Genomic DNA, 22,736 nt, shown 5'->3' with positions numbered 1-22,736 from the left:
GTGATGGCCTTCCCTTCATTCGTCCGCGGATGGCGGGCGATGAATTCGAAGGATCGTCACGATGCGCAAATTGCTTGTCTTTCTTGTCGCCTCAACGTTTCTCGCGGGCAACGTCTTTGCCGATCCTGCGACCCTTACTGCCAGCGTCAACCTCCGTTCTGGACCGGGAACGGGATTTGCCGCCATCGGAAAGGTGCCGGACGGCGGACAGGTCGATCTCAAGGAATGCGATGCGAGCGGCGCGTGGTGTGCCGTTGCCTTTGGCAAGGAGAACGGCTTCGTCAGCGGAAAATATCTCACTCAGTCCGCTGCCGAGGGACCTTCCTGGCCAAAGACCTTCACCGCCGACAGTGGAGCGACGCTCACCCTCTTCCAGCCCCAGGTGGTCGACTGGCCGGGGTTCGTGAAGCTCGACGCGATGATCGCCGCAGAACTCAAAACCTCGAAGGAGGCATCGCCGATCTACGGCGTGCTAGGAATATCCGCGAAGGCGGTCGCCGACGACGAGACCGGGAACGTTGTTTTGACCGATGTCGAACTAAGCGAGGTCAACTTTTCCACTCTCGACAAGGAGCAGCTTTCGAAACTGTCACTTGGTGTGGGCGGTATTCTTCCGACGGATCCCATCACGGTATCGCAGGATCGCCTGACCGCGAGCCTGTCTGACTACAAGCGACTGAACGATGTGTCCGGGCTGAAGGCTGAAGCACCACCCGTATTCACGAGCATCGTTCCAGCAGTGCTGGTGCAGACCGACGGCAAGGCGGTGCTCTCTCCGGTGAAAGGGGTCGAGGGGCTTTCTTTCGTCGTCAACACGAACTGGGACATCTTCCAGATCGACGCCGACAAAAGCTTCTATCTCCGCGACGAGAAAAGCTGGCTGACGGCCGCAAGCCTCGAAGGCGAATGGACGGAGGTCGAGACCCTACCGTCGCAACTATTCAAACTACCCGAGGAAGACACCTGGAAGGATGTGAAGGGCTCCTTGACTGGGACGAAGTTTGCCGATGGCGGCGTGCCCAAGGTCTTCTACTCGGATGTTCCAGCCGAGTTGCTTGTCTTCCAGGGCAAGCCTGCGCTGGAGAAGGTACCGGGCACTGGCCTACAGTGGGTGTCGAATACGACCAGCGACGTCTTCTACCATCCGGCGGACAAGACCTGGTACGTGCTGCTGTCAGGCCGTTGGTTCTCAGCGACCTCGTTGGATGGCCCATGGACGTTCGCCACTCCGAACCTTCCCTCGGGTTTCCAGAGCATTCCGCAGGACGCTCCGTACTACGCGGTCCGCGCATCCATACCGGGCACTTCAGAGAGCGCCGAGGCACGGCTCAAGGCTAGCATTCCACAGATGGCACGGGTCGCTACGGATGGAACGGTCAAGGTCGAGGTCGCCTACAGCGGCGATCCCAAATTCGAGCCGATCGATGGCACCACCCTCTCCTACGCGGTGAACTCGAACGAGCAGGTTATCAAGGTCGCGGAAAAGTATTTCGTGCTCAAGGACGGCGTCTGGTTCGTTGGCGACACGCCAGCGGGACCTTTCGAACTTGCAAAGGCGGTACCGGACGAGATCTACAAGATCCCCGCGTCGTCCCCCGTCTACAACGTCACATATGTCAGGGTCTATGACACTGAGCCCGACGCCGTTTGGTACGGCTACACGGCAGGATACCTGGGAGCCTATCTCGCATGGGATGCGCTTGTCTGGGGAACCGGGTGGGCCTACCCGGCTTGGTGGGATTTCGCTTGGTCCGGCGGATACTGGCCCTATTATCCGCGCCCTGTAACCTACGGTGTGGGAGCCTTCTACAATCCTGCATTCGGAACGTTCGGGCGCTACGGTTATGCCTACGGCCCCTATCGCGGAATTGCAGGCGGTGCGGCGTACAATCCCCGGACTGGAACCTATATGAGAGGCGGCGCCATCTCGGGTCCGGCAGGCTCCCGCGGCTTCGTCGCAGCTTTCAATCCAAGAACAGGCAACGCGGTGGCGGCGCGCGGCGGCTCCAACGTGTACGGCTCCTGGGGGACGGCTGCCGTGAAGCAAGGCGGTGAGTTCGCCCGCATCAGTGGCGGATCGACCCAGAATGCAGCCGGACTGCGCTGGCGCAACTCTTCGGGAGACCGTGGCTTCATCGCCGGAGGCAAAGGTGGAGACATCTACGCCGGACGCGACGGGAACGTCTATCGTCGCGAGAACGGCGAGTGGCAGAAACACACACCCGATGGGTGGAACCCCGTCAACCGCCCTTCGACAGACGATCTCAAGAACGCAGGCGAGCACTTCGCTTCCAGACATCCGGAAGCAGCGGACCGCATTCGGGAGAACGCACCCGAGCGTGCGCAGAACATCCAGAACAGGGTGCAGAACCGTCCCGCCGTTCAGGAGCGGGTCCAGACCCGCGTGCAAGATCGCCAGAACGCCCCACGTCGGCAGGTTCGCGATCGGGCTCCCGAGCACCTCGGTGTTGATCGGGTCGCGCGGCACGTCGGCAACCAGCGCGAGCTGTCACGGAGTTTCGGTCGCCGCGATATCGGCCAGTTCAGCGGCGGCAGGCACTTAGGTGCAGGCGGAGGCCGCGAGTTCAGCGGGTTCAGGGGTGGTGGTGGCTTTCGTGGCGGCGGTGGTTTTCACGGCGGGGGCAATTTCCGCAGACGCTGAGCTTTTTTGATTTCTTGAAGATGGGGACATCGATGACCTGCGATACAAGACTTGGACTTTGCATCATTACAGCGGCGGCGCTGCTTCCATCCCTCGGAATGGCGGCGGAGGGCGGTGCAGGATTCTACCTTCTCGGCTCAAAGGGTCCCGCTGCTGCAATCACCCCTCCACCCGGCGTGTTCTTCTCCAACGATGTCTACATCTATTCCGGCGAGCTTGGCGGAGGCCGCGCGCTGCCGTCAGGTGGCCGTCTGGCAGTGGGCGTGGACGGGTCAGCGGTCATCGATGTTCCGACGGTGCTGTGGGTACTGCCGGAAGAGATACTGGGCGGACATGTCGGATTGACAGCCACCCTGCCGATCGGCTGGAAGAAAACAAAAGCCGATGTAACGCTCGCAGGTCCGCTCGGTGGCTCCGCATCTGGTTCCACATCCGATTCGGTCTTCACGATCGGCGATCCGGTTCTGGGCGGGCTTCTCGGATGGGAGGAAGGAAACTTCCATTGGCAGACCAGTCTTCTCGTCAACGTTCCGATCGGAGACTACCAGGAGGGTGAGATATCAAACGTCGCTTTTCACCACTGGGGAGCCGACGTGTCGGCAGGGTTGACCTGGCTCGACCCCGCGGTTGGCCTTGATCTTTCGGCAGTCGTCGGGATGAGCTTCAATGCCGAAAACCCGGCGACGGACTACCGGACAGGCAACGAGTTCCACTTCGAATGGGCCGCCGTTCAGCATTTCAATGAGCAGTTCGATGCTGGTCTGGTGGGTTACTATTACAATCAGGTGACGGGAGACAGCGGTGCAGGAGCCACAAGCGACTTCAAGGGACAGGTTGCAGCAATCGGAGCGACGATCGGATATACCTTCAAGGCGGGCGAGCTTCCGATTTCTACCAGGATCAAGTACTTCCACGAGTTCGGCGCCGAAAACCGCGCGGAAGGCGACGTCGTCTTCCTTAGCATCTCTATGCCGCTGTCGATCACGAAACCAGCGAACATCGCGGCGCAGTGATGGTTGCACAGTCAGCCCTGCGGTGGAAGGTCCTGACCTGTAGCCTTTCTATGCTCGCGGGCTGCGGTCATCCAGTTGGAGTGATGCAGCCAGTTGCACTGTCGACGCCCTCGAAAACGGCTGGCATCAACATGCTAGTTGCGACGACCCGCCAGCCATCGGGTGATCCCAGGACGCTGTTCAACGGCGAACGAAGCCCCAGAACCTACATGACCGACGTAGCTGTCTCCATACCCGCCAAGCGGGAAGCTGGAACAGTTCAATGGCCCGCTCGCCTGCCCCCGGATCCAGCCACCGATTTCGCGGTAACTCGTGTCAGGCCAATCAGAACCGTTACTGAGGGTCGCGCATGGTTCCGCCAGCACATGGAGGGTGGCCATGCGCTGGTGTTCATCCATGGTTTCAACAACAGGTACGAAGACAGCGTATTTCGCCTCGCCCAGATCGTTCACGACAGCGGTATGGTAGCCACACCGATCCTGTTCACATGGCCATCGCGGGCGCAGCTAACCGGCTACGAGTACGACAAGGAGAGCACCAACTATTCAAGGACTGCGCTCGAGCAGTCGCTACGGGTGCTTGCAGCCGATCCCGCCGTCAAGGACGTCACGATCCTCGCGCATTCGATGGGAACGTGGCTCGCGATGGAATCGCTGCGTCAGATGGGTATTCGCGATGGGCGTGTGGAGAACAAGATCAAGGACGTGATCCTCGCCTCGCCCGACATCGACATCCAGGTCTTTGCCAAGCAGTTCGTCGAGATGGGTGCGCCAAGGCCAAAGTTCACGATCTTCGTGTCCCAGGACGACCGCGCTCTGGCTGCTTCGAGTTTCATCACCGGGAACGTTTCACGCCTCGGAGCGATTGACCCGACGAAGGAGCCGTACCGATCACGTCTTGAGAAAGCGGGTATCACCGCGATCGATCTGACGAAGGTGAAGACAGGCGATAGTCTCCATCACGGCAAATTCGCCGAAAGCCCTGAGATCGTACAACTCATCGGTCAGCGGCTGATGACGGGTCAGGCTCTCACCGACAGCAACGTCTCTCTCGGACAAGGTGTCGCCGCTGTGGTCGGCGGGACGGTGCGTACCGTGGGCTCGGTTGCGGGGGCTGCCGTAGCTGCGCCCCTTACGATTATCGAACAGCCTGCAAGAAAACGACAATCCAGCGCGTCGGAGTTGGATGGCGAGCTGGAAAGTGATGGGAAGCAGGGTCCTCTGACACAATAGTCGTCCGTTTGGGCCGATTGTTACCCCCTGCTACGCCCATTGTTACCGTTACAAGCTTACTCCTCCATCGACCCTGACGCATGATCGCGCCGCAACGCCGGACGAACAGAAAGCCAGATGCACGCAGAAAGGAACCGTGTGATGAGTACGCCCTTCTATCGAAGACTTCTTGCCGCCACAGCCGCAATCGCAATGACATCAGGGATTGTTGTCAGTACCGCAATCGCCCAGCAACCCGCCCCCGCAACGACTACGACACCGCCAGCAGCAGACAACAGCAAACCCAATATCCTCGTGATCTTCGGCGACGACATCGGCCAGACGAACATCAGCGCCTATTCATTCGGCGTGGTCGGCTACAAGACCCCGAACATCGACAGCATCGCCAAGGCGGGCATGATGTTCACCGACTATTATGCCGAGAATTCCTGCACGGCGGGCCGTTCGACCTTCATTACTGGCCAGGCCTGCCTTCGAACAGGGCTGTGCAAAGTGGGTGCTCCGGGTGCTCCAGTCGGATTGCAGGCGGGCGACATCACGATCGCCCAGGCTCTCAAGCCACTGGGATATGCTACCGGGCAGTTCGGCAAGAACCATCTTGGTGACAAGGACGAATACCTGCCGACCAACCACGGCTTCGACGAGTTCTTCGGTAACCTCTATCACCTCAACGCCGAAGAGGAGCCGGAGGCCGCGATGTGGCCGAAGGACGATGCCGAGTTTCTCAAGGCTTATTCGCCGCGGGGCGTGATCAGGTCGTCCGCGGACGGCAAGATCGAAGACAGCGGGCCGCTGACAAAGAAACGGATGGAGACGATAGATGACGACACGACGGCCGCGGCCATCGACTTCATCGGCCGTCAGGCAAAGGCAAACAAGCCGTTCTTCACCTGGATGAACACCACGCGCATGCACTTCGCGACGCACGTCAGAGAGTCGATGCGCGACAAGGCCGGGATGCCCGGCAACGAGTACGCAGACGGCATGCTTGAACACGACGGCGACGTCGGCAAGCTTCTAAAAGCTCTCGACGACCTCGGCATCGCGGACAATACGATAGTGGTCTACACGACCGACAATGGCCCCAACCAGTTCTCCTGGCCGGATGCGGCTACGACACCTTTCCGCAGCGAGAAGAACACGAACTGGGAGGGCGCTTTCCGTGTGCCCGCGATGATCAGATGGCCGGGCCACGTGGCCGCCGGCCAGGTCTCAAACGAGATGTTCTCCGGACTCGACTGGTTTCCGACTCTTCTAGCGGCGGCGGGCGACACGGACGTTAAGACTCGTCTTCTATCGGGATGGCAGCCGTCGGGAAGCAGCACGACATTCAAGAACCATCTGGATGGCTACAATCAACTCGACTACATCACGGGCAAGACCGAAAAAAGCGCCCGCAAGGACTTCTACTACTTCGACGACGACGGCGATCTGGTGGCCACGCGCTACGACGACTGGAAGGTCGTGTTCAAGGAACAGCCAGCGCCCGGCGGATTCGCAGTCTGGCAGACCCCGTTCGTGACGTGGCGCATTCCGAAGCTATTCAATCTACGCATGGACCCCTACGAACGTGCCGACGTCGTATCCGACCAGTACAACGACTGGCTGACGCGCAACGATTTCCTGCTGGTGAAGGGCCAACTGCAAGGCGCAGCATTTCTCGAAACCTTCGTGAAGTATCCGCCGAGCCAGCGCGTTGCCAGCTTCAACATTGAAGGCGTCCGCGAGCAGGTCGACAAGGCGATCGACCAGTCTTTCAAGGACCGAGGCATCGAGAAGTAAAGCTCAACGGGCGCGCTGGCTTCGGCGCGCCCCTCATCATTTTCCGAGGGGACGAATATGGCTGCCCGTGACGACATCATCGAACTCGGCAAGCGTATCGGCCAGTCAATCATCGGCCAGGACCAGATGGTCGAGCGGCTCCTGCTGGGACTGCTTGCAAACGGGCATCTGCTGGTCGAAGGGTTACCGGGCCTAGCCAAGACAAGGGCAATCAAAAGCCTCGCAAAGAACCTCGATGCAGAACTCTCGCGGGTACAGTTCACGCCCGATCTCCTGCCCGCCGACATAACGGGATCTGAAATCTATTTCTCGGAAGGTGGCAAGGGAGAGTTCAGGTTCCAGCAGGGGCCGATCTTCGCCAACCTGATTCTCGCCGACGAGATCAACCGGGCGCCCGCTAAGGTGCAGTCCGCGCTGTTGGAAGCCATGGAGGAACACCAGGTGACGGTCGGCGGCAAGAGCTATCCCCTTCCTGACCTCTTCATGGTGATGGCCACGCAGAACCCGATCGAGCAGGAAGGCACATATCCGCTGCCCGAAGCCCAGCTCGACCGCTTCCTGATGCATGTGGAGGTCGGCTATCCCGACGAGCGGTCCGAAGCGGCGATCATGCGGCTGAACCGCGATGAGGAGAACGCGACGCATGGCGGGGCGAAGCCGCAGCCGCCGCACAAACTCAGCCCGCAGGCCGTCTTCGACGCCCGCAAGGAGATCGGAACGATCACTGTCTCCGACCCGGTCGAGAAATACATGGTGGCGCTGGTCTTCGCGACCCGGTACCCGGACCGCTATGACAAGGAGTTGGCCAAGCTTCTCGAGGTCGGTGTCAGCCCGCGTGGTGTTATCGGTCTTGACAAGGTTTCAAGAGCGTACGCCTGGCTCAAGGGCCGTGACTACGTGACACCCGACGACGTGAAAGCGATTGTCCATGGTGTCTTCCGCCACAGACTGATCCTTTCCTACGAGGCGCATGCCTCGAACACCACACCGGACCAGGTGATCGACCGGATTGTCCAACTGGTAGCCGTGTCATGAGCGGCGGCGTCTACGTCTCGACCGAAGGACTGGTCAGGCTTGAGACACAGGCGCGCGACCTGAGTTTCGTGCAGAAGGCTCGTAGCCACCAGCAGCTTGCCGGACGCATGAAATCTGCGACGCGGGGCCGCGGGCTGACTTTCGAGGAACTGCGCAACTACCTGCCGGGCGACGACATCCGTTCGATCGACTGGCGGGTCACGGCAAGAACGACCAAGCCCGTCGTGCGGGTTTATTCCGAGGAGAAGGAACGCCCTGCCCTTATCGTTGTCGATCAGCGGATCAACATGTTCTTCGGCAGCCGCCGAGCGATGAAATCGGTCACGGCTGCCGAGGCGGCCATGCTCTGCGCGTGGCGGATATTCGGATCGGGCGACAGGGTCGGCGGTTTCGTGGTTGGCGACACCGACACGGACGAGATCAAACCTCATCGCAGCCGCAACGCGGTCATAGCCCTCGCCGACCGTATCGCCTTGCGCAACAACGGGTTGAAAGCCGATGCTGCCGGAACCTCAAAACCAAGTCGCCTGGAGGCGGTGCTTGAAACCGTCGCCAACGTGGCGCACCACGACCACCTCGTTGTCGTCATCTCAGACTTCGAGGGTCATACGTACCGTACCCGCGACCTCCTTCTGATGCTTTCGTCCCGGAACGACGTGATGTGCCTCCTCGTCTTCGATCCGTTTTTCTTGAGCCTTCCGACTTCGGGGGGCATTGTCGCCAGCGGCGGCGGGCCGCAGGCGGAGCTTGCGTTCAACTCAGCAGCTACCCGATCCTCGATCGACGCCTTCGCGCGCGATCGCGGCCGCGCGCTGCTGGAATGGCAACAGGAGCTGGGCATGCCGATGCTTCCGATCTCGGCGGCCGAGGAGACGGCACCGCAGCTTCGCCGCCTGCTCGGACAGTCCGCCTGGTCCCAGAGGAGGCGATGATGGAACACGCCGACGCCGCGCTGCAGACGGCGCTTCGCTCGCTTAACGATATCGTTCTCCCGGACCCCGTTTCGATGATGCCGCAGACATGGGGCTGGCTGGTCGTTGCCGCGTTGCTTACGGCGGCGTGCACCATCGCTGTGTTTCGATGGGTTAGACGATACCGGGCCGATGCGTATCGGAGGGAGGCGCTGGCGATGCTCGGCACCATCCGTCATCTTCTCGAACACCCTACGACCCGTCGCGAAGGTGTCCTTCGACTGGGAGTGCTGCTGAAGCGGACCGCTCTGGCCGCATGGCCCCGCAGCGAGGTCGCCTCCCTCTCGAACGCGGACTGGGCGGAATTTCTCGCAAACCACGGCGATACCGATACCCGTACGCTCGAATGGCTTCTGACTGACTTCGAGTATCATGATGCGGACGCGGTCGCCCATCTGCCGTCGCATGTGCGCGACGATGTCCTGGCGACCGCGCGGGCCTGGATCGAGCGGCATCATGTACCAGCTTGAACTTCCATGGCTCCTTCTCGTGCTCCCCGCGCCCGTGCTTGTCTGGTGGCTGCTTCCACCGCACCGGGAAACATCAGCGTCGATACGCCTCCCGTTTTTCCCGCAGGTGACAGAGGCCGCCGGTGTTATTCCTTCCGAAGGTTCAGTCGCCGCGATCAGATCCTGGCCGCAGCTCGGCTGCGAGACGCTGGCCTGGTGTCTCATCGTGCTCGCACTCGCCCGACCGCAGTTCGTCGAGCCACCCATCGAAAAGGTCGAACCGCAGCGGGACATCCTGCTTGCTCTCGACCTGTCGCAGTCAATGGATGCCAGGGACTTCCCCGGCGCGGACGGAGCGCCTCTCCCCCGTGTCGACGCGGTCAAACAGGTCGTTGCGGATTTCGTGACCGGGAGACCGGGAGACCGGATCGGCCTCGTGGCCTTTGGCGATGCACCCTACCCACTCGCGCCCTTCACCATGGATCACGAGCTGATCGGGACGATGATTGCCGATGCCGTGCCGGGTATGGCGGGACCGAGGACGGCACTTGGGGACGCACTCGGACTTGCGATCAAGATGTTCGAGAAGACGGCGGTGCCCGAAAAGGTGCTCATCGTGCTGACGGATGGCAACGACACGGCGAGCCGGATGCCCCCTCTGAAAGCTGCGGAGATCGCGAAGTCGAAGGGCGTGATCGTCCATGCCGTCGGTATCGGCGATCCGGAGGCAACGGGTGAAGATAAGCTCGACACTGCCACGCTGCAGGAGATCGCCGGCAAGACGGGCGGCCGCTACTTCTTCGGCGGCGACCAGACGCAGCTCGCTGCAATCTACCAGGTACTCGACCGGATCACCCCGAAAGACCAGAAGAATCTGTCCTGGCGACCTCGCGTCGAGCTGTTCCACTGGCCGCTGCTGGCTGCCGTGCTGCTGCTCGCAGGCTATCATGCGCTTGTTGGCGCGGCTGGCATTATTCGCCGGAGGGCCTCCGCATGATCTCAGACTTCCACTTCATCCGCCCTTGGTTGCTGCTCTTGCTGTCTCTGCCAGCAGTGATCCTGTGGCTGGCGTCACGGTCGGGCGACATGCGCTCCCGCTGGAAGGGCATGATCGCGCCGCATCTGCTCGAAAGCCTGATCGTTGACGGGTCGCCGGGCTCCAGGGTGAGACCATCATGGCTGCTTTTCGGAATGCTTGTCCTGGGGATCGTCGGCGTTGCCGGGCCCACATGGCAGCGCGAGCCTCCGCATTTTGTCCAGGATACCGCGCCTCTGGTCATCGCAGTCGATCTTTCTGCGACCATGGACGCAATCGACGTGACCCCTTCGCGGCTCGAGCGCGCCAAGTTGAAGATCAGAGACATCCTGGCCGCGCGGGCGGGCGCTCGCACCGCGATCGTCGCCTACGCCGGGACAGCACACCTCGTCCTGCCGCCAACGGAAGACGTTGCGCTGCTCGAGAGCTATTCCGACGCGCTGGCGACACGGATCATGCCGAAATCAGGCAAGGACACGGCCTCGGCAATCACACTTTCGAACAGCCTGCTCCGGAAGGAGGGATCAACTGGGACGATCCTACTGCTGACCGACGGCATCGAGGAGGTCGCGACGAACTCGTTGAAATCGAGTGCCAACGCGATCGTCATCCTCGGAATCGGCACTGCGGCTGGCGGCCCGGTGAGAACGCCCCAAGGCGGGTTCGTATCCGACGCTTCAGGGTCTCGCCTGTTATCGAAGCTCGACATGGCGAAGCTGGAGGAGATCGGTAAGCAGACGGGGGCCGCGGTCGCGACGGCGACGGACGACGACACGGACGTTCGGTGGATAGCCCAGCGAGTCCGATCCGACTTCGCGCAGAGAGAAGCGTCAGACGGCGACCGTTGGCGCGACCGCGGCTGGTGGCTGATCATTCCGCTGGCGATCGCGATGGCCTCTACGTTCCGCAAAGGATGGGTTGTCCGAACCGCCGTCCTGCTTCTCGCAGTCAATGTGTTTTCAGCCGAAAGCGCACGTGCCGACAGTCTCATCGACATGTGGCTGACCCGTGACCAGCAGGGTCGCATTCAGTTCGAGCGAGGGAACTCTCTGGCAGCAGCGGAGCGCTTCGTCGATCCTGTGTGGAAGGGCGTGGCCTTGTATCGATCAGGAAAATTCCAGGAGGCGGTAGATGCCCTCGCCACCTTGGACACGCCGGAAAGCTGGTACGACCAGGGCAATGCTCTTATGCACCTTTCAAAGTACGATGAGGCAGTTGTGGCCTACGGCAAGGCGCTGGAAACGCGAAAGGACTGGCCGGAAGCGACAGCGAACCTCGCCATTGCGCAAAGGTTTCTCAAAGCTCAGCAGGAAAAGCAGGAAGATCAGCCAGAGCAGCCGAGCGAGGCCCCGGACAGCGTCCAGTTCGACGAAAAGGGGAAGCAGGGAAAAGAAGGCACGGTGGAAGTTGCAGAGCAGGCTTCGGAAACCTGGATGAAGAACATCGCCGTCAGTCCGGCCGACCTGATGGCGCGCAAGTTCTCCATAGAGGCCGGGAGGATGTCTCGGTGACCATCGTTCGACTGCTTGTTATCATAGTCGGATTCCTGACATGCGGGCAGGTCATCGCGGCTGTCCCCTTCGCTCGCGCTTCCATCGACCGGGCCGACAGGATCGTGCCCGGCGAAGAGGTGCATGTCGTCGTCGAAGTCTACGCGCCCGGCTTCTTCACTACTCCGCCGCAATTCCTGCTCTTCGAGGTTCCGGACGCTCTAGTCACTCTCTCCGAAGACCGCGCGCAGAACGTGGTCGAGACGATCGAGGGTGTGCAGTATTCCGGCATCAGGAAGACCTACGCCGTGGTTCCCGAAAAACGGGGGTCCTTCGCTCTCCCGGAGATCGGTATAGACCTCGGCTTCTCGTCCGACGGAACGACGACAAGAGCAACGGTGCGGGTAGGCCTACCCTCATTCGACGTGGTTGCTGCATCCGGACAAAGTGGGACGCCTTTCGCGGCGCGGGGGTTGATGCTCTCCCAGTCCTTCGATCGGGATCCGGCCTCCCTCAAGGCAGGAGACGCACTTGTGAGAACGATCGTCGTCTTTGCCTCGAATACACAGGCCATGCTTATTCCTCCGGTAGACTTTGGGGAAGCGGCAGGCACTGCGCGCTACGTAAAGCCGCCTGTTCTCACAGATGGCGTCGAAAGGCGTGGTATCGGCCGCAGCGTGGATACCGGAAGCACCAGAACTGAGACGGTGGTCTACACGACAACCACCGAGGGCCGCTTCTCGCTTCCGCCGATCACCTATCCGTGGTTCGACATCGAAGGCCGGGAACTCACCATCGCGACGCTTCCAGCCGTCGCATTGGTCGTCCAGCAAGCGGCGACGGGCGAAGGCATTGCTCCCGTCCTCGACCAGGAACCACGATCCTCTCGCTGGACCACAAGGGGATTGCTGGCGGTGCTCCTGATCGTGGCAATTGATCTCGCGTTGGCGGTCTTCGCATGGCGGCGCTATCCGACCATCCGCCTGACTGCGAAGACGTATCTTGGACAGCGCCGCAACTCCCCGCGACGGAGGCTCCGACGGCTGCGGGCCCTTGTTCGTACCGGATCGGACGATGCAGTCTATCAGGCACTTCATGACTGGAGTCTTCGGCTGGGTTACGGCACCATTTCCGCTTGGACCAGCACACCGACGGACCCTGCCCTCGCGGCGCAGGTCGCCATCCTGGAACGCCGCCTTTTCAGCTCATGCGATGTTGAGCTGGACCGTCGGGCGCTCGCATCGGCGATCGTTTTGCCGACACCACCGGGCGAGCGCTCGAGGAATGCCCTTCCCGAGCTCAACCCGTCGGCCAACCACCCGTTGTTACCCCCATTGTTACAGTAACATTCTTTCCACGCGCGTTGTGAACGCTACGTTCAACGTATCGGTTCGGAGGTGGCTATGGCACTGGCATTCGAAAGCGCGGCAGATACCGGAACGGAGGACGGGCTGGCATGGGTTCCCGGTCGGACGTTCACGATGGGATCGGACAGTCATTATCCGGAGGAGGCCCCCGCACACCCCGTAACGGTCGACGGTTTCTGGATATCAGCGGTACCCGTTACTAACCGACAGTTCAAGGCGTTCGTCGAGAAGACCGGTCACGTCACCGTCGCCGAAAAGGCTCCTGATCTGAATGAATATCCGGGTGCGAAGCCGGAGATGTTGAGAGCGGGCTCCCTCGTCTTCACGCAGCCGAAATCGCTGGATGGACCTGATATATCACAATGGTGGAACTTCAAATTCGGCGCGAACTGGCGGCGTCCGCTAGGGGGGCTCAGCGACCTGCGCGGCAAGCTCGACCACCCTGTCGTACACGTCGCCTATGCCGATGCTCTCGCCTACGCCACCTGGGCAGGAATGTCGCTCCCGACAGAAGCAGAATGGGAAATGGCCGCCAAGGGCGGTGCCGACGAGACTGAATTCGCGTGGGGCGACGAGTTTGCACCAGATGGAATTCCGATGGCGAACACCTGGAACGGCACCTTCCCGACGCAGTCTAACAAACCAAAGGGTCAGGAGCGCACATCCCCGGTTCGATCTTTCCCGCCCAATGCGCTTGGCCTCTACGACATGATCGGCAACGTCTGGGAGTGGACCAGCGATTTCTGGTCGACCCACCATCCAGAACCCGCGAAGCGCTCATGCTGTATTCCCACCAATCCGCGACGAGGCCTGACCGAGGCGAGCTATGATCCCCGGCAGCCCACGATCCGCATTGCGAGAAGAGTGCTCAAGGGCGGCTCACATCTCTGCGCGCCAAACTATTGCCGTCGCTATCGCCCTGCCGCCCGTCACGCGGAAGCGGAGGACACGTCCACCAGCCATGTCGGCTTCCGTTGCGTGAAGCGGTCGATCAATGAAGGAGCACCGAGATGAGAAAACTAACGTTCGCCATAGAACCCATCTGCGCCGCAGTTGCGGTCGCGGCCGTCCTGTTGCTGAGTGGTCTGATCCGCCCGGCGAGTGCACAAGAGGTGCTCCCGTCCTGGAATGACACGGCAGCGAAAACCCGGATCGTGGACTTCGTCAAGGCGACTGTAACGGAGGGCGGAGACGGTTACGTCGCGCCGTACGACAGGATTGCCGTGTTCGACAACGACGGCACACTCTGGTCGGAGCAGCCGATCTATTTCCAGTTCGCCTTCATGCTCGACCGTGTGAAGACGCTCGCACCACAGCATCCCGATTGGAAATCGAAGGAGCCGTACAAGTCCGTCCTGTCGGGCAATCCGATGGGCGCTCTCAAGTCTGGCGAAAAAGGCGCGGTTGATCTCGCCATGAGCACTCACGCGGGCATGACGACGGACCAGTTCTCGAAGATCGTCACCGACTGGTTCGCTAGTGCCAGGCACCCAAAGACGGGAAAGCCCTATGACGAGATGACCTTCCTTCCTATGCGGGAACTTCTCGACTATCTGCGCTCCAATGGCTTCAAGACATACATCGTTTCGGGCGGAGGCGTCGAGTTCATGCGGCCCATGACCGAGAAGATGTACGGCATCCCACCTGAACAGGTTGTCGGCAGCACCATCACCACTGAATATGCCATCGTCGGAGACGTGCCCGTCCTGAGGCGGTTGGCCAAGATCGACTTCGTCGACGACGGCAAGGGCAAGCCCGCGGGGATCAACAAGTTCATCGGAAGAAAGCCCATCTTCGTCGCAGGCAATTCCGACGGCGACTACGAGATGCTGCGCTGGGTGACCGCCGCCAAGGGACCGGGTTTTGCGATGATCGTTCATCATACCGACGACGTGCGCGAAGTCGCATATGATCGCAAGAGCCCGATCGGAAAGCTCGACAAGGCTCTCGATGAAGCCGAGCGACGCAACTGGCTGGTCGTTGACATGAAGGCGGACTGGAAAAAGGTCTTCGCTTTCGACAAGTGAGGTCGTCGGTATGAAGTGGATCTCCGCGCTTCTCCTGTTCTTGTCTATAACCGTCGGAGCTGTCGCTCAGGATGCTCCGCGACCGCAGAAGGTCGACGATCTCATAAACTTGTTGCAGGACCCTGAAGTCCGGACATGGCTTGAGAAAGCACCTGCCACGACGGCGACCGCTTCCAACCCAGACGACGGTTTGGCGGCTTGGGAGGCTACCGCGCGAGGGCGGATAAACGGGATCCTCGAAGCAATCCCAAGGATTCCTGGCGAGGCGATGGTAGCCGCGACCCGCACAAGGGCAGACGCCCTGTCGCACAGCGGACTGCCAGTCTTCGTCGTCTTCATCGTTCTGACTGGGATCGGGATGTTGGTGGAGCGTCTGTTCGTCCACTGGAGGAAAGGCCGACAGCGCTTGCAGGAACGCCTGCTGGCAATCGGAGTATTCGCGGTGGCAGCAGCGGCTGTATTCTTCGCATTTGACTGGCCCCCGCTCCCCCGCATTGTTCTGCTCGTGGCCTTGCTGGCGCTCGCTGCCTACCGTTTGGCTGCGGCGGTGCTAGACGCGGCCTCGCTGGTAGCTCCGGCCCGCCGGCGCGCAAAAATCTTCATGGCTATGACCTTTTTCGGCATCGCTGCTGCAACACTCGGGAGGCCGCTGATGGTCGATCCGCTGGTGACACAGGCGGTATCGTTCTGCGTTTCGGTCATTCTGCTTGGTCTGGCCATAGAGGGCGTCTTCTCGACTTCAGTCTGGCCGCTACGCACACGCATCGCACTCTGCCTCGCCTTCGTTGTGGTCTGGTTGCTTTGGTGCGTGGGCCTCCGGGGTCTCTTCTGGCTTGGGGTCTATGCCATCGCCCTGCCCTCGGCGCTTCGTTTTGTGGGACATGCCGCCGGGGAAGCTACTGCCTCAGACCGCGGCAGCATCAAGGGCGTCCTTTTCGTGCGAGGCATCCGTGCGATCGTGGTGGTGATGGCCGTCGCGTGGCTTGCCCTCGTGTGGCGCCTCGATCCGAACTCGCTCGTCCACAGCGACCCGGCCGTTTCAGCCATTTCCTATGGCCTCCTCAAGAGCGTGGTCGTGCTGCTCCTTGCAGACCTGGCCTGGCACCTCGTGAAGTCATGGATCGATCGAAAACTCCTGGTGCGTGGCGAGCAGCTTCCCGACGCATCACAGGCGGCCCGCCAGGCACGGCTTCGGACCCTCCTGCCGATTTTCCGAAATGTGTTGGCCGTCGCAGTCGCAGTCGTCGCGGGTCTGATCGTCCTCTCGGAGCTGGGCGTCGAAATAGGACCGCTGATCGCGGGTGCTGGAATCTTCGGCGTGGCGCTTGGCTTCGGCTCGCAGACACTGGTGAAGGATGTTATCGCAGGGATCTTCTACATGTTCGACGATGCCTTCCGAGTTGGAGAGTACATCCAGGCAAAAAGCTACAAGGGAACGGTTGAAGGATTCAGCCTCCGCTCGGTGCGCCTGCGCCACCACCGCGGCCCGGTATACACGGTACCGTTCGGAGAACTCGGCGCCGTCCAGAACATGAGCCGTGACTGGGGCATCGTGAAGTTCCGCATTTCTGTCAGCTACGATGCGGACGTGGAAAAGGCCAGGAAGCTGACCAAGAAGATCGGAGCCGCGCTCGCTGAAGATCCGGAGTTCTCGCCCCTGTTCATCGAACCCCTGAAAATGAAGGGGGTCGAGGAATTCGGAGATTACGGCATGGTGCTGAGCTTCGGGATGACGCTGCGCCCGAGCGGCCTTCAGTCGATGATCCGCCGCCGTGCCAACCTGATGATCCGCGAGGCGTTCAAGGAGAACGGGATAGAGTTCGCGACGCCGTCCGTGCAGGTCGGCAACGAGGACCGGGATGGTGCCGCAGCGGCCGCAACAGCGATCCGTACCCAGCAGGCCAAGGCTGTGGTGACGGAGGGCTAGATGACCCCTATCGAAGACGACAGCCTGCGGATCATGCACGGCGGTCCGTTCTATGACCTCATGGAGCGCCTCTGCATGCGCAGGCGCGGTCGGCGGGCCGCCGTACTCGTGTTGCTGTGCTGGGTGGTTCCGCTGCTTCTTGTCGTTTGGACACGGGGCATCGACGGAGCCGACGTCTTTCTGCGCGACTGGGGCGCTTGGGCGAAGTTTCTGATCGCACCTGTGCTGCTCACGCTAGCCGAGAAGCCTATCGGCTTCGCGCTTGACGAATGCCTGTCTATTTTCTTCCGCGTCCCGCTGGTGGCATCGCAGTCTATGCAGGCCGCGCGGCACGCGCTACGAGATGCGCGTGACCGCACAACGGCTGGCATGCCCGAGATTGTGTGTGCTGCGGTAGCCATGGCGGCAACCGCAACCAACGCCAGTGTGTTTTTCGGCGGCAGCGGGCCAGACTGGGCGTTGTCCGAGGAAGGCATTTCCGCCCCAGGCGTATGGTGTCTCCTTGTCGGCAACGCGGTCTATTGGTTTCTACTCACGCGGCTTGTCTGGAAACACCTCATATGGTGGCGGTTCCTCTCCTCGATCGGGAAGTGCCACCTTCGTCTCGTTGCCACACATCCCGATGGTCATGCCGGACTCGGTTTCCTCGGGTTCTATCCCGCGGGCTATGGGCTGTTCACGCTTGCGGTAAGCTCGGTGTTCGCGGCTGGAGTGGGCCACGTCATGCAGCGGGTGACGGTCACACCGAGCCTGTTCGCAGCCGTCTGCGTGGCGTGGCTCGGGGTCGTCGTGATCTACTACGTCATGCCCCTAGTTGCGATCGCCATGCAGATCTGCCGCCTAAAGCGGCGAACTGTGGTGACATCCCTCACAAAAGTGAGCGACTTCGAGCGGTGGAACGAGCGCGCCACGTTGGGGGAGAATGTTTTTGTCGATGAAGGCGAGCCGGAGATGGCGGAATTCCGCGACGCGAAGTCGATTTATTTGGCCGCGATGAGAACCTCTGCGCTGGTGATTAACAAGGGCAACATCCTTCCCTTGTTGCTGCAAGCCATTCTGCCGATGCTCGTTGTCGGAGCAACCTATCTGCCGTTTTCGCAGCTTGGGCCGATCTTGAAGCGACTGCTGCTCCTTTGAAAAGCGTCAGCAACGGATATCGATGAAAAACGTGCCATGGCCTTTTGGGATTGGCAGGAGTATTATCCGCCATTGACTCTGTTAGCCGCCTTGTTCACCGGGATCAATGCTGTCTGCCAGCTTGCTGTCGTCTGGACGCGGTTTGGGGACGGGAGCCACAAGCGGCGTCACCTTATCCGGCAGGCCATCGGTCGCTTCCGTGTCCAACACAGTTTTCGGGGCATCCTCGCAAAAGGCTGAGGATGTGGTTGCCGCCAAGATCACGAGCGCTACTGCGCCAGAGCGAATGTCGGAATAGTGCAGGCTATGATCCTTGGTCAAAGAATATGCCCTCTTCCGAGTTTTCACGGCAGGTTTCGTTGAAGCAGCACGTCCCGCGGATGGAGGCTCTTGCGAAGTCGAAGCCTTTAGAACAGTGTGCCGCTGCACATCTCTCCGGAACTAGGTAGCAAATGCGTCAGTGACTGGTGAGGCAGGTTCCGCTCTGTAAATAGCGATTGAAACAGAGCGAGCAAACCGGCTATATAACTGATAAGTTTAGATGGAGTGGCCCCATGAGCGTTCTTTCAGAGAGTTTTGGTGGACGTATCGCCTCCCCAGGGAAATTTCCTGCGTTGGGAAAGCTGCTTGTTCGCATCAAAGAAGCGTACAATCCGATCGATATCATTCTCTACGGTAGCCGAGCGAGGGGCGAAGCAACTGCTCAGAGCGATTGGGATCTGAAGGTCATTGTGCCCGACGATGCTCCTGAACGCGTGTTTTCACCGATGTTTGGGTGGCGGATCCAGGAAGGGTCTGGTGTCTACGCGGATGTGTCGTGTACGCGCCTGTCTGACTTTCGCGCCGATCTGGTGGTCGCGAACTCGGCAGCCAGCCACATGCTGGATGACGGTATAGTTCTCAATGTCCGCTGAGCTTCATATCGCCAACACGCTACGATTGGCGCATGAGGACCTCGAAGCGGCAGAAATGCTCGCCGCCAAGGAGAACAGAAATGATGCCTATCATGCGCAGCAAGCTGCCGAGAAACTTCTCCTCGCCCTTCTAATCTCCGAAGGCATCAAGGCAGAGCGGAGAGATTCGCATCGCCTAGATGTACTGCGAGACCTGTTGCCCGATGCAAACGCCTTCAAAGGCAAGTTTTCGCCACTGACGTTTCTGACCGCCTACGCCACGACCTACCGCTACCCGAAGGATGCGGGCCGTATGCCAGCTAGAGCGGAGAAGGATGATCTCGATCCGGCGATGGAAGCGCTCCGGGAAATACTGAACGACGTGGCCGCACATTTTGGTGTCAAACTTACGGATTCCGATAGGGTACCTGCACTGTCCTCTGCTGCGCCCCGAGTTTGAGGACCTGCACTCCTAATTTTAAGCGAGCTTACGGGCAGTAGCGTCTGTTGTGGTATTTGCGACATCATTCCGCATCTTTCTACTCGCCCTTACCGCAATCGGGGCGAACTCATTCAGAGCCAGCTTTGCAGAATTGAAATGTTCAGGTAGCCGTAGGCCAGTCGTTCGCAGGCTCGTCGATCACCGTGTTATCTTCAGCGGGATTGGGATTAGACCCCGTTCGAGGACTTCTGTTCGTACCACACGGCCTCGTATCCGGCTTTTCCAATCTCCTTAATCGGAAATCTGGCATGAGGTGCTTTCAGTTCCTGAAGCACGACAACGTCCGGTGATGCCTCGTCCAGCCAGCGAAGCAACACATTGAGCGTAAGCGCGAGTTTCTATACGCCTTCCTCTCTTAAATGCTGTCAGGCATGGAGGTTTCCACTTAACATAGGTGGACACCTTGATGGACAAAGACACTCTTACATTCCCCTCTTCAAAACAAGATCGCGACCGCCGGCGCCGCTATGATCCCGCATGGAAGCAGCGGCTGGTCGAGGCGTGTTCAGAGCCGGGGGTTTCGGTATCACGGCTGGCGCTTCAACACGGGGTCAACGCAAACCTTGTGAGAAAATGGATCAAGAATGGTCGGCACGTATCTGTGTCATCGACATCGGCGTTCGTGCCGGTTCAGATCACAGCGGCAAGCGGCAAGTTCGATATTGAGATGCCAAATGCAGGGAACGAAGAGCCGGCACGCAGAGTGCACGGGACCCGCTCCCCGTCGAAGGTGAGTGCGTCATTGCCAAATGGCGTGATGCTGTCGCTTGAATGCGATGACGTGGACGCTTTGACAACGATCATCGGAGCGCTGGCTCATGTTCAAGCTAAACGCTGATATCCAGGTTTACCTGCATCGTGAACCGATCGACTTCAGGGCGGGGATCAATAGCCTTGCGGTCCTGGTCCAGGAGACGATGGCGATCGATCCGTTCGCTCCTGCTGTCTTTGCATTTTGCAATCGCCGGCGTGACCGGATGAAGCTCCTGTTTTTTGATCGATCCGGTTTTGTGCTGGTTTTGAAACGGTTGACCGAAGACAAGTTCCGATGGCCGCGCCGCGAGGTGCCGGTGGTGACGCTGACGACAGAACAGCTTCATTGGGTTCTCGACGGCATCGATATCGACGCGATGGTCCGCCATCCCTTGCCGCAATATGAGATTGTCGGCTGAAGGGACGATCTGAGCAGTTGACGCGGCCGGGCGGTTCAGATTCAAAACTGTGATGAACAGAGCCGGTGAACCTGATGTTGCAGTGCTGATGGCGCAGTTGGCGGCAAATGCCGCCGAAATTGCTGCGCTGAAAGCCGAGAAGGAAGCGCTCTCGCGCCGCGTCGTCAAGCTCGAAGAGGAACTGGCACTCGCAAAGCTGCATCGTTTTGCACCGCGCAGCGAAAAGCATATTGATCGCCTGTTCAACGAAGCCGAAATTGCTGCGGACGAAGATGGCAGTGACGACGGCGATGCTGCCATCGATCTCCCTGATACAGGCCTGCCAGCGCTCGACAGGACCGCGGGAAAGAAGCGGGGCCGCAGACCTCTGCCGGAAGATCTGCCACGCGAGCGGGTCGAATATGACCTTCCCGAGGATCAGAAGGCTTGTCCATGCTGCCATGGTCAAATGCATCGCATGGGTGAGGCCGTTACCGAGCAGCTCCATATCGAGGTCAAAGCAAAGGTCCTGCAGAATGTTCGGTTCAAGTACGCTTGCCGCCATTGCGACCGCACCGGGATCAACACGCCCGTCGTAATCGCGCCTATGCCGACACAACCCCTGCCGGGCAGCATTGCTACGGCTTCAACGCTGGCCTTCGCGCTTGTGCACAAATACGTCGATGGCACACCGCTGTACCGCGTTGCCCAGACCTTCGAGCGGGCCGGCGTACCGATCAGCCGTGGCGCACTTGCTCACTGGGTGATCGGTTCAAGCGAGAAGCATCTGCACCGCATCTATGAAGCCCTGAAGCTGCGGCTTCGGTCGCATCCTCTCATCCATGGTGACGAAACAACCGTTCAGGTCCTGAAGGAAAAGAACAAGGAAGCCACCAGCACGTCGTATATGTGGGCATACCGCAGCGGTGAGGACAGTGACGAGCCAATCGTCCTTCTCGACTACCAGCCCGGCCGGGGTCAGATCCACCCGCAGACCTTCCTCGGTGATTATCGCGGCATATTGGTAAGCGATGGCTACACAGCCTGGCGCACCATCAATGGCTCCACCCATGTCGGATGCATGGCTCATTCCAGGCGGCGTTTTGTCGAGGCCCTCAAGACCCGCAAGAATGGAGGCGGACCGCCGGAGCAAGCTCTCAGGTTCTTCGAGCAGCTCTACCGGATCGAAAAGCAGGCAAGAGACAAGGCCCCAGATCCTGGGGAGACGAAGGCCGACTGCATTCGCCGTTTCCGCCAACAGCACAGCTTGCCCGTCCTGAACGCCCTAAAGGCGTGGCTTGACACCATTGCGCCAAAGGTCTTGCCGGACACCAAGCTCGGTGACGCCGTGTCCTACACTCTAAACCAGTGGGAGTATCTGACGCGCTATATCAGTGACGGCAGAATGCCGATCGACAACAACATTCTTGAACGCGATATCAGAGTTTTTGCGACCGGAAGAAAATCGTGGCTGTTCAGCGACAGCGTCGAGGGTGCCAAGGCCAGCGCCGTGATCTACAGTCTCATGCTGACTTGCCGCGCTTGTGGCGTCGACCCGCTCGCCTGGCTGCGTCACGTGCTCCATGAGTTGCCACAGCGCGCTCCTGACGCCGGAATTGACGACCTCATGCCGTTCAACTTCGGCAGCAAAACACTGCGAGCATAACAAACAAATCCGAACCACTACTCGCGATATACCGGCGACGATCGTGTCAACGTGCGGAGAAAATCGCGTTTACCATTGAGCCGACCGTTCACGCCGTTGACGTTATATGTGGCGACCTTCACTTGCGCTTGTGGTCGCCTTTGTCACCCTCGCCCGGCTTCGCCTCGTGCTTTGCCTCTTGACGCTTGTCAGCGGACAACGATCTGCCAACATCGACAGATTCCTTGAACTGGCCTTTTTCGTCACGGCGGACGTATCGCTTGTCGGTTCCGGTATCGATCAGCTCTCGCTTGCTCATGGGACTCTCCTGTGGTTGCGATACGACGATAACTCGCGATCTGACAAAAAGATGCATCGATTCCAGCGGCTTGGTTCGACTCTTCAGGTTGTAGTGGA

At 60.1% G+C, this 22,736-nt stretch carries 21 protein-coding genes and 1 pseudogene; 19 read left to right on the top strand and 3 right to left on the bottom strand.

Going from position 1 to position 22,736, the window contains the following annotated elements; translation table 11 throughout:
- Window positions 1-61: 61 nt before the first annotated feature.
- The 14 genes from IFT53_RS09490 to IFT53_RS09425 all read left to right on the top strand — a co-directional run bounded on the left by IFT53_RS09490 (window position 62) and on the right by IFT53_RS09425 (window position 18,128).
- Entirely contained in the window at window positions 62-2,662 is a 2,601-nt protein-coding gene (locus IFT53_RS09490) for an SH3 domain-containing protein (RefSeq protein WP_192063899.1), read from the top strand.
- Window positions 2,663-2,694: 32 nt separating this feature from the next.
- Entirely contained in the window at window positions 2,695-3,675 is a 981-nt protein-coding gene (locus tag IFT53_RS09485; protein WP_192063900.1) for a SphA family protein, read from the top strand.
- Window positions 3,675-4,907 carry an alpha/beta hydrolase gene (locus IFT53_RS09480; RefSeq protein ID WP_192063901.1) on the top strand — a complete coding sequence of 411 codons (1,233 nt, stop codon included), beginning with the start codon at window positions 3,675-3,677 and terminating at the stop codon, window positions 4,905-4,907. Before IFT53_RS09485 ends, IFT53_RS09480 begins: the two co-directional genes overlap by 1 nt.
- 141 nt (window positions 4,908-5,048) lie before the next feature.
- Window positions 5,049-6,689, top strand: a complete 1,641-nt coding sequence (locus tag IFT53_RS09475) for an arylsulfatase (protein ID WP_192063902.1) — start codon at window positions 5,049-5,051, stop codon at window positions 6,687-6,689.
- A gap of 57 nt (window positions 6,690-6,746) precedes the next feature.
- A complete protein-coding gene (locus tag IFT53_RS09470; RefSeq protein ID WP_192063903.1) occupies window positions 6,747-7,724 on the top strand; it encodes an AAA family ATPase in 978 nt (325 codons plus the stop codon).
- The gene (locus IFT53_RS09465; protein WP_192063904.1) at window positions 7,721-8,656 is read left to right on the top strand and encodes a DUF58 domain-containing protein; all 936 of its coding nucleotides are present in this window, start codon (window positions 7,721-7,723) and stop codon (window positions 8,654-8,656) included. Before IFT53_RS09470 ends, IFT53_RS09465 begins: the two co-directional genes overlap by 4 nt.
- Window positions 8,656-9,165, top strand: coding sequence for a DUF4381 domain-containing protein (locus IFT53_RS09460; protein ID WP_244656237.1), 510 nt, complete (start codon window positions 8,656-8,658; stop codon window positions 9,163-9,165). The genes IFT53_RS09465 and IFT53_RS09460 overlap by 1 nt, the downstream gene beginning before the upstream one ends.
- Window positions 9,152-10,141, top strand: coding sequence for a vWA domain-containing protein (locus IFT53_RS09455; RefSeq protein WP_192063906.1), 990 nt, complete (start codon window positions 9,152-9,154; stop codon window positions 10,139-10,141). The genes IFT53_RS09460 and IFT53_RS09455 overlap by 14 nt, the downstream gene beginning before the upstream one ends.
- Complete coding sequence (locus IFT53_RS09450) at window positions 10,138-11,691, top strand: VWA domain-containing protein (protein ID WP_192063907.1); 1,554 nt, start codon at window positions 10,138-10,140, stop codon at window positions 11,689-11,691. Before IFT53_RS09455 ends, IFT53_RS09450 begins: the two co-directional genes overlap by 4 nt.
- Window positions 11,688-13,016: a hypothetical protein gene (locus IFT53_RS09445; protein ID WP_342365788.1), complete on the top strand. Its 1,329-nt coding sequence runs from the start codon at window positions 11,688-11,690 to the stop codon at window positions 13,014-13,016. Before IFT53_RS09450 ends, IFT53_RS09445 begins: the two co-directional genes overlap by 4 nt.
- A gap of 57 nt (window positions 13,017-13,073) precedes the next feature.
- Window positions 13,074-14,051 carry a formylglycine-generating enzyme family protein gene (locus IFT53_RS09440; RefSeq protein ID WP_192063908.1) on the top strand — a complete coding sequence of 326 codons (978 nt, stop codon included), beginning with the start codon at window positions 13,074-13,076 and terminating at the stop codon, window positions 14,049-14,051.
- Entirely contained in the window at window positions 14,048-15,064 is a 1,017-nt protein-coding gene (locus IFT53_RS09435) for an HAD family hydrolase (RefSeq protein ID WP_192063909.1), read from the top strand. Before IFT53_RS09440 ends, IFT53_RS09435 begins: the two co-directional genes overlap by 4 nt.
- A gap of 10 nt (window positions 15,065-15,074) precedes the next feature.
- On the top strand, window positions 15,075-16,991 hold the full coding sequence (locus tag IFT53_RS09430; RefSeq protein WP_192063910.1) for a mechanosensitive ion channel family protein: 1,917 nt from the start codon (window positions 15,075-15,077) through the stop codon (window positions 16,989-16,991).
- Window positions 16,992-18,128, top strand: coding sequence for a hypothetical protein (locus IFT53_RS09425; protein ID WP_244656238.1), 1,137 nt, complete (start codon window positions 16,992-16,994; stop codon window positions 18,126-18,128).
- Window positions 18,129-18,209: 81 nt separating this feature from the next.
- On the opposite strand, the gene IFT53_RS09420 is transcribed toward IFT53_RS09425, so the two are convergent.
- Complete coding sequence (locus tag IFT53_RS09420) at window positions 18,210-18,449, bottom strand: hypothetical protein (RefSeq protein ID WP_192063911.1); 240 nt, start codon at window positions 18,447-18,449, stop codon at window positions 18,210-18,212.
- A gap of 233 nt (window positions 18,450-18,682) precedes the next feature.
- Here IFT53_RS09420 and IFT53_RS09415 point away from each other — a divergent pair, with 233 nt between their 5' ends.
- Both IFT53_RS09415 and IFT53_RS09410 read left to right on the top strand, forming a co-directional pair.
- On the top strand, window positions 18,683-19,042 hold the full coding sequence (locus IFT53_RS09415) for a nucleotidyltransferase family protein (RefSeq protein ID WP_192063912.1): 360 nt from the start codon (window positions 18,683-18,685) through the stop codon (window positions 19,040-19,042).
- Window positions 19,032-19,481 (top strand): HEPN domain-containing protein, encoded by a 450-nt coding sequence (locus tag IFT53_RS09410; RefSeq protein ID WP_192063913.1) that lies wholly within the window; start codon window positions 19,032-19,034, stop codon window positions 19,479-19,481. The genes IFT53_RS09415 and IFT53_RS09410 overlap by 11 nt, the downstream gene beginning before the upstream one ends.
- Before the next feature lie 212 nt (window positions 19,482-19,693).
- Here the strand turns inward: IFT53_RS09410 and IFT53_RS23730 are convergent.
- A pseudogene (locus IFT53_RS23730) lies at window positions 19,694-19,840 on the bottom strand (exodeoxyribonuclease III); the annotation flags it as partial.
- Between the two features lie 89 nt (window positions 19,841-19,929).
- Between IFT53_RS23730 and tnpA the strand changes: the two are divergent.
- Genes tnpA through tnpC form a run of 3 tightly spaced genes read left to right on the top strand, consistent with a single transcriptional unit; the run spans window position 19,930 to window position 22,340 of the window.
- Entirely contained in the window at window positions 19,930-20,361 is a 432-nt protein-coding gene (gene tnpA, locus IFT53_RS09405) for an IS66-like element accessory protein TnpA (protein WP_192063914.1), read from the top strand.
- Window positions 20,342-20,695, top strand: coding sequence for an IS66 family insertion sequence element accessory protein TnpB (gene tnpB / locus IFT53_RS09400; protein WP_192063915.1), 354 nt, complete (start codon window positions 20,342-20,344; stop codon window positions 20,693-20,695). Before tnpA ends, tnpB begins: the two co-directional genes overlap by 20 nt.
- 52 nt (window positions 20,696-20,747) lie before the next feature.
- On the top strand, window positions 20,748-22,340 hold the full coding sequence (gene tnpC / locus IFT53_RS09395) for an IS66 family transposase (protein WP_192063916.1): 1,593 nt from the start codon (window positions 20,748-20,750) through the stop codon (window positions 22,338-22,340).
- Window positions 22,341-22,458: 118 nt separating this feature from the next.
- On the opposite strand, the gene IFT53_RS09390 is transcribed toward tnpC, so the two are convergent.
- The gene (locus IFT53_RS09390; RefSeq protein ID WP_192063917.1) at window positions 22,459-22,638 is read right to left on the bottom strand and encodes a hypothetical protein; all 180 of its coding nucleotides are present in this window, start codon (window positions 22,636-22,638) and stop codon (window positions 22,459-22,461) included.
- Window positions 22,639-22,736: the final 98 nt, after the last annotated feature.

Source organism: Rhizobium sp. CFBP 13644, assembly GCF_014842165.1.
Classification (GTDB): Bacteria; Pseudomonadota; Alphaproteobacteria; order Rhizobiales; family Rhizobiaceae; genus Agrobacterium; species Agrobacterium tumefaciens_C.
Note: the sequence above shows the minus strand (reverse complement) of the source record. Positions and strands in the feature narration are given on the sequence as shown.

Excerpts from the sequence above, each read along its gene's own strand:
- IFT53_RS09490 (WP_192063899.1), top strand. The coding sequence starts at position 62 with ATGCGCAAATTGCTTGTCTTTCTTGTCGCCTCAACGTTTCTCGCGGGC.
- IFT53_RS09485 (WP_192063900.1), top strand. The coding sequence starts at position 2,695 with ATGACCTGCGATACAAGACTTGGACTTTGCATCATTACAGCGGCGGCG.
- IFT53_RS09480 (WP_192063901.1), top strand. The coding sequence starts at position 3,675 with ATGGTTGCACAGTCAGCCCTGCGGTGGAAGGTCCTGACCTGTAGCCTT.
- IFT53_RS09475 (WP_192063902.1), top strand. The coding sequence starts at position 5,049 with ATGAGTACGCCCTTCTATCGAAGACTTCTTGCCGCCACAGCCGCAATC.
- IFT53_RS09470 (WP_192063903.1), top strand. The coding sequence starts at position 6,747 with ATGGCTGCCCGTGACGACATCATCGAACTCGGCAAGCGTATCGGCCAG.
- IFT53_RS09465 (WP_192063904.1), top strand. The coding sequence starts at position 7,721 with ATGAGCGGCGGCGTCTACGTCTCGACCGAAGGACTGGTCAGGCTTGAG.
- IFT53_RS09460 (WP_244656237.1), top strand. The coding sequence starts at position 8,656 with ATGGAACACGCCGACGCCGCGCTGCAGACGGCGCTTCGCTCGCTTAAC.
- IFT53_RS09455 (WP_192063906.1), top strand. The coding sequence starts at position 9,152 with ATGTACCAGCTTGAACTTCCATGGCTCCTTCTCGTGCTCCCCGCGCCC.
- IFT53_RS09450 (WP_192063907.1), top strand. The coding sequence starts at position 10,138 with ATGATCTCAGACTTCCACTTCATCCGCCCTTGGTTGCTGCTCTTGCTG.
- IFT53_RS09440 (WP_192063908.1), top strand. The coding sequence starts at position 13,074 with ATGGCACTGGCATTCGAAAGCGCGGCAGATACCGGAACGGAGGACGGG.
- IFT53_RS09435 (WP_192063909.1), top strand. The coding sequence starts at position 14,048 with ATGAGAAAACTAACGTTCGCCATAGAACCCATCTGCGCCGCAGTTGCG.
- IFT53_RS09430 (WP_192063910.1), top strand. The coding sequence starts at position 15,075 with ATGAAGTGGATCTCCGCGCTTCTCCTGTTCTTGTCTATAACCGTCGGA.
- IFT53_RS09425 (WP_244656238.1), top strand. The coding sequence starts at position 16,992 with ATGACCCCTATCGAAGACGACAGCCTGCGGATCATGCACGGCGGTCCG.
- IFT53_RS09415 (WP_192063912.1), top strand. The coding sequence starts at position 18,683 with ATGAGCGTTCTTTCAGAGAGTTTTGGTGGACGTATCGCCTCCCCAGGG.
- IFT53_RS09410 (WP_192063913.1), top strand. The coding sequence starts at position 19,032 with ATGTCCGCTGAGCTTCATATCGCCAACACGCTACGATTGGCGCATGAG.
- tnpA (WP_192063914.1), top strand. The coding sequence starts at position 19,930 with ATGGACAAAGACACTCTTACATTCCCCTCTTCAAAACAAGATCGCGAC.
- tnpB (WP_192063915.1), top strand. The coding sequence starts at position 20,342 with ATGTTCAAGCTAAACGCTGATATCCAGGTTTACCTGCATCGTGAACCG.
- tnpC (WP_192063916.1), top strand. The coding sequence starts at position 20,748 with ATGAACAGAGCCGGTGAACCTGATGTTGCAGTGCTGATGGCGCAGTTG.
- IFT53_RS09390 (WP_192063917.1), bottom strand. The coding sequence starts at position 22,638 with ATGAGCAAGCGAGAGCTGATCGATACCGGAACCGACAAGCGATACGTC.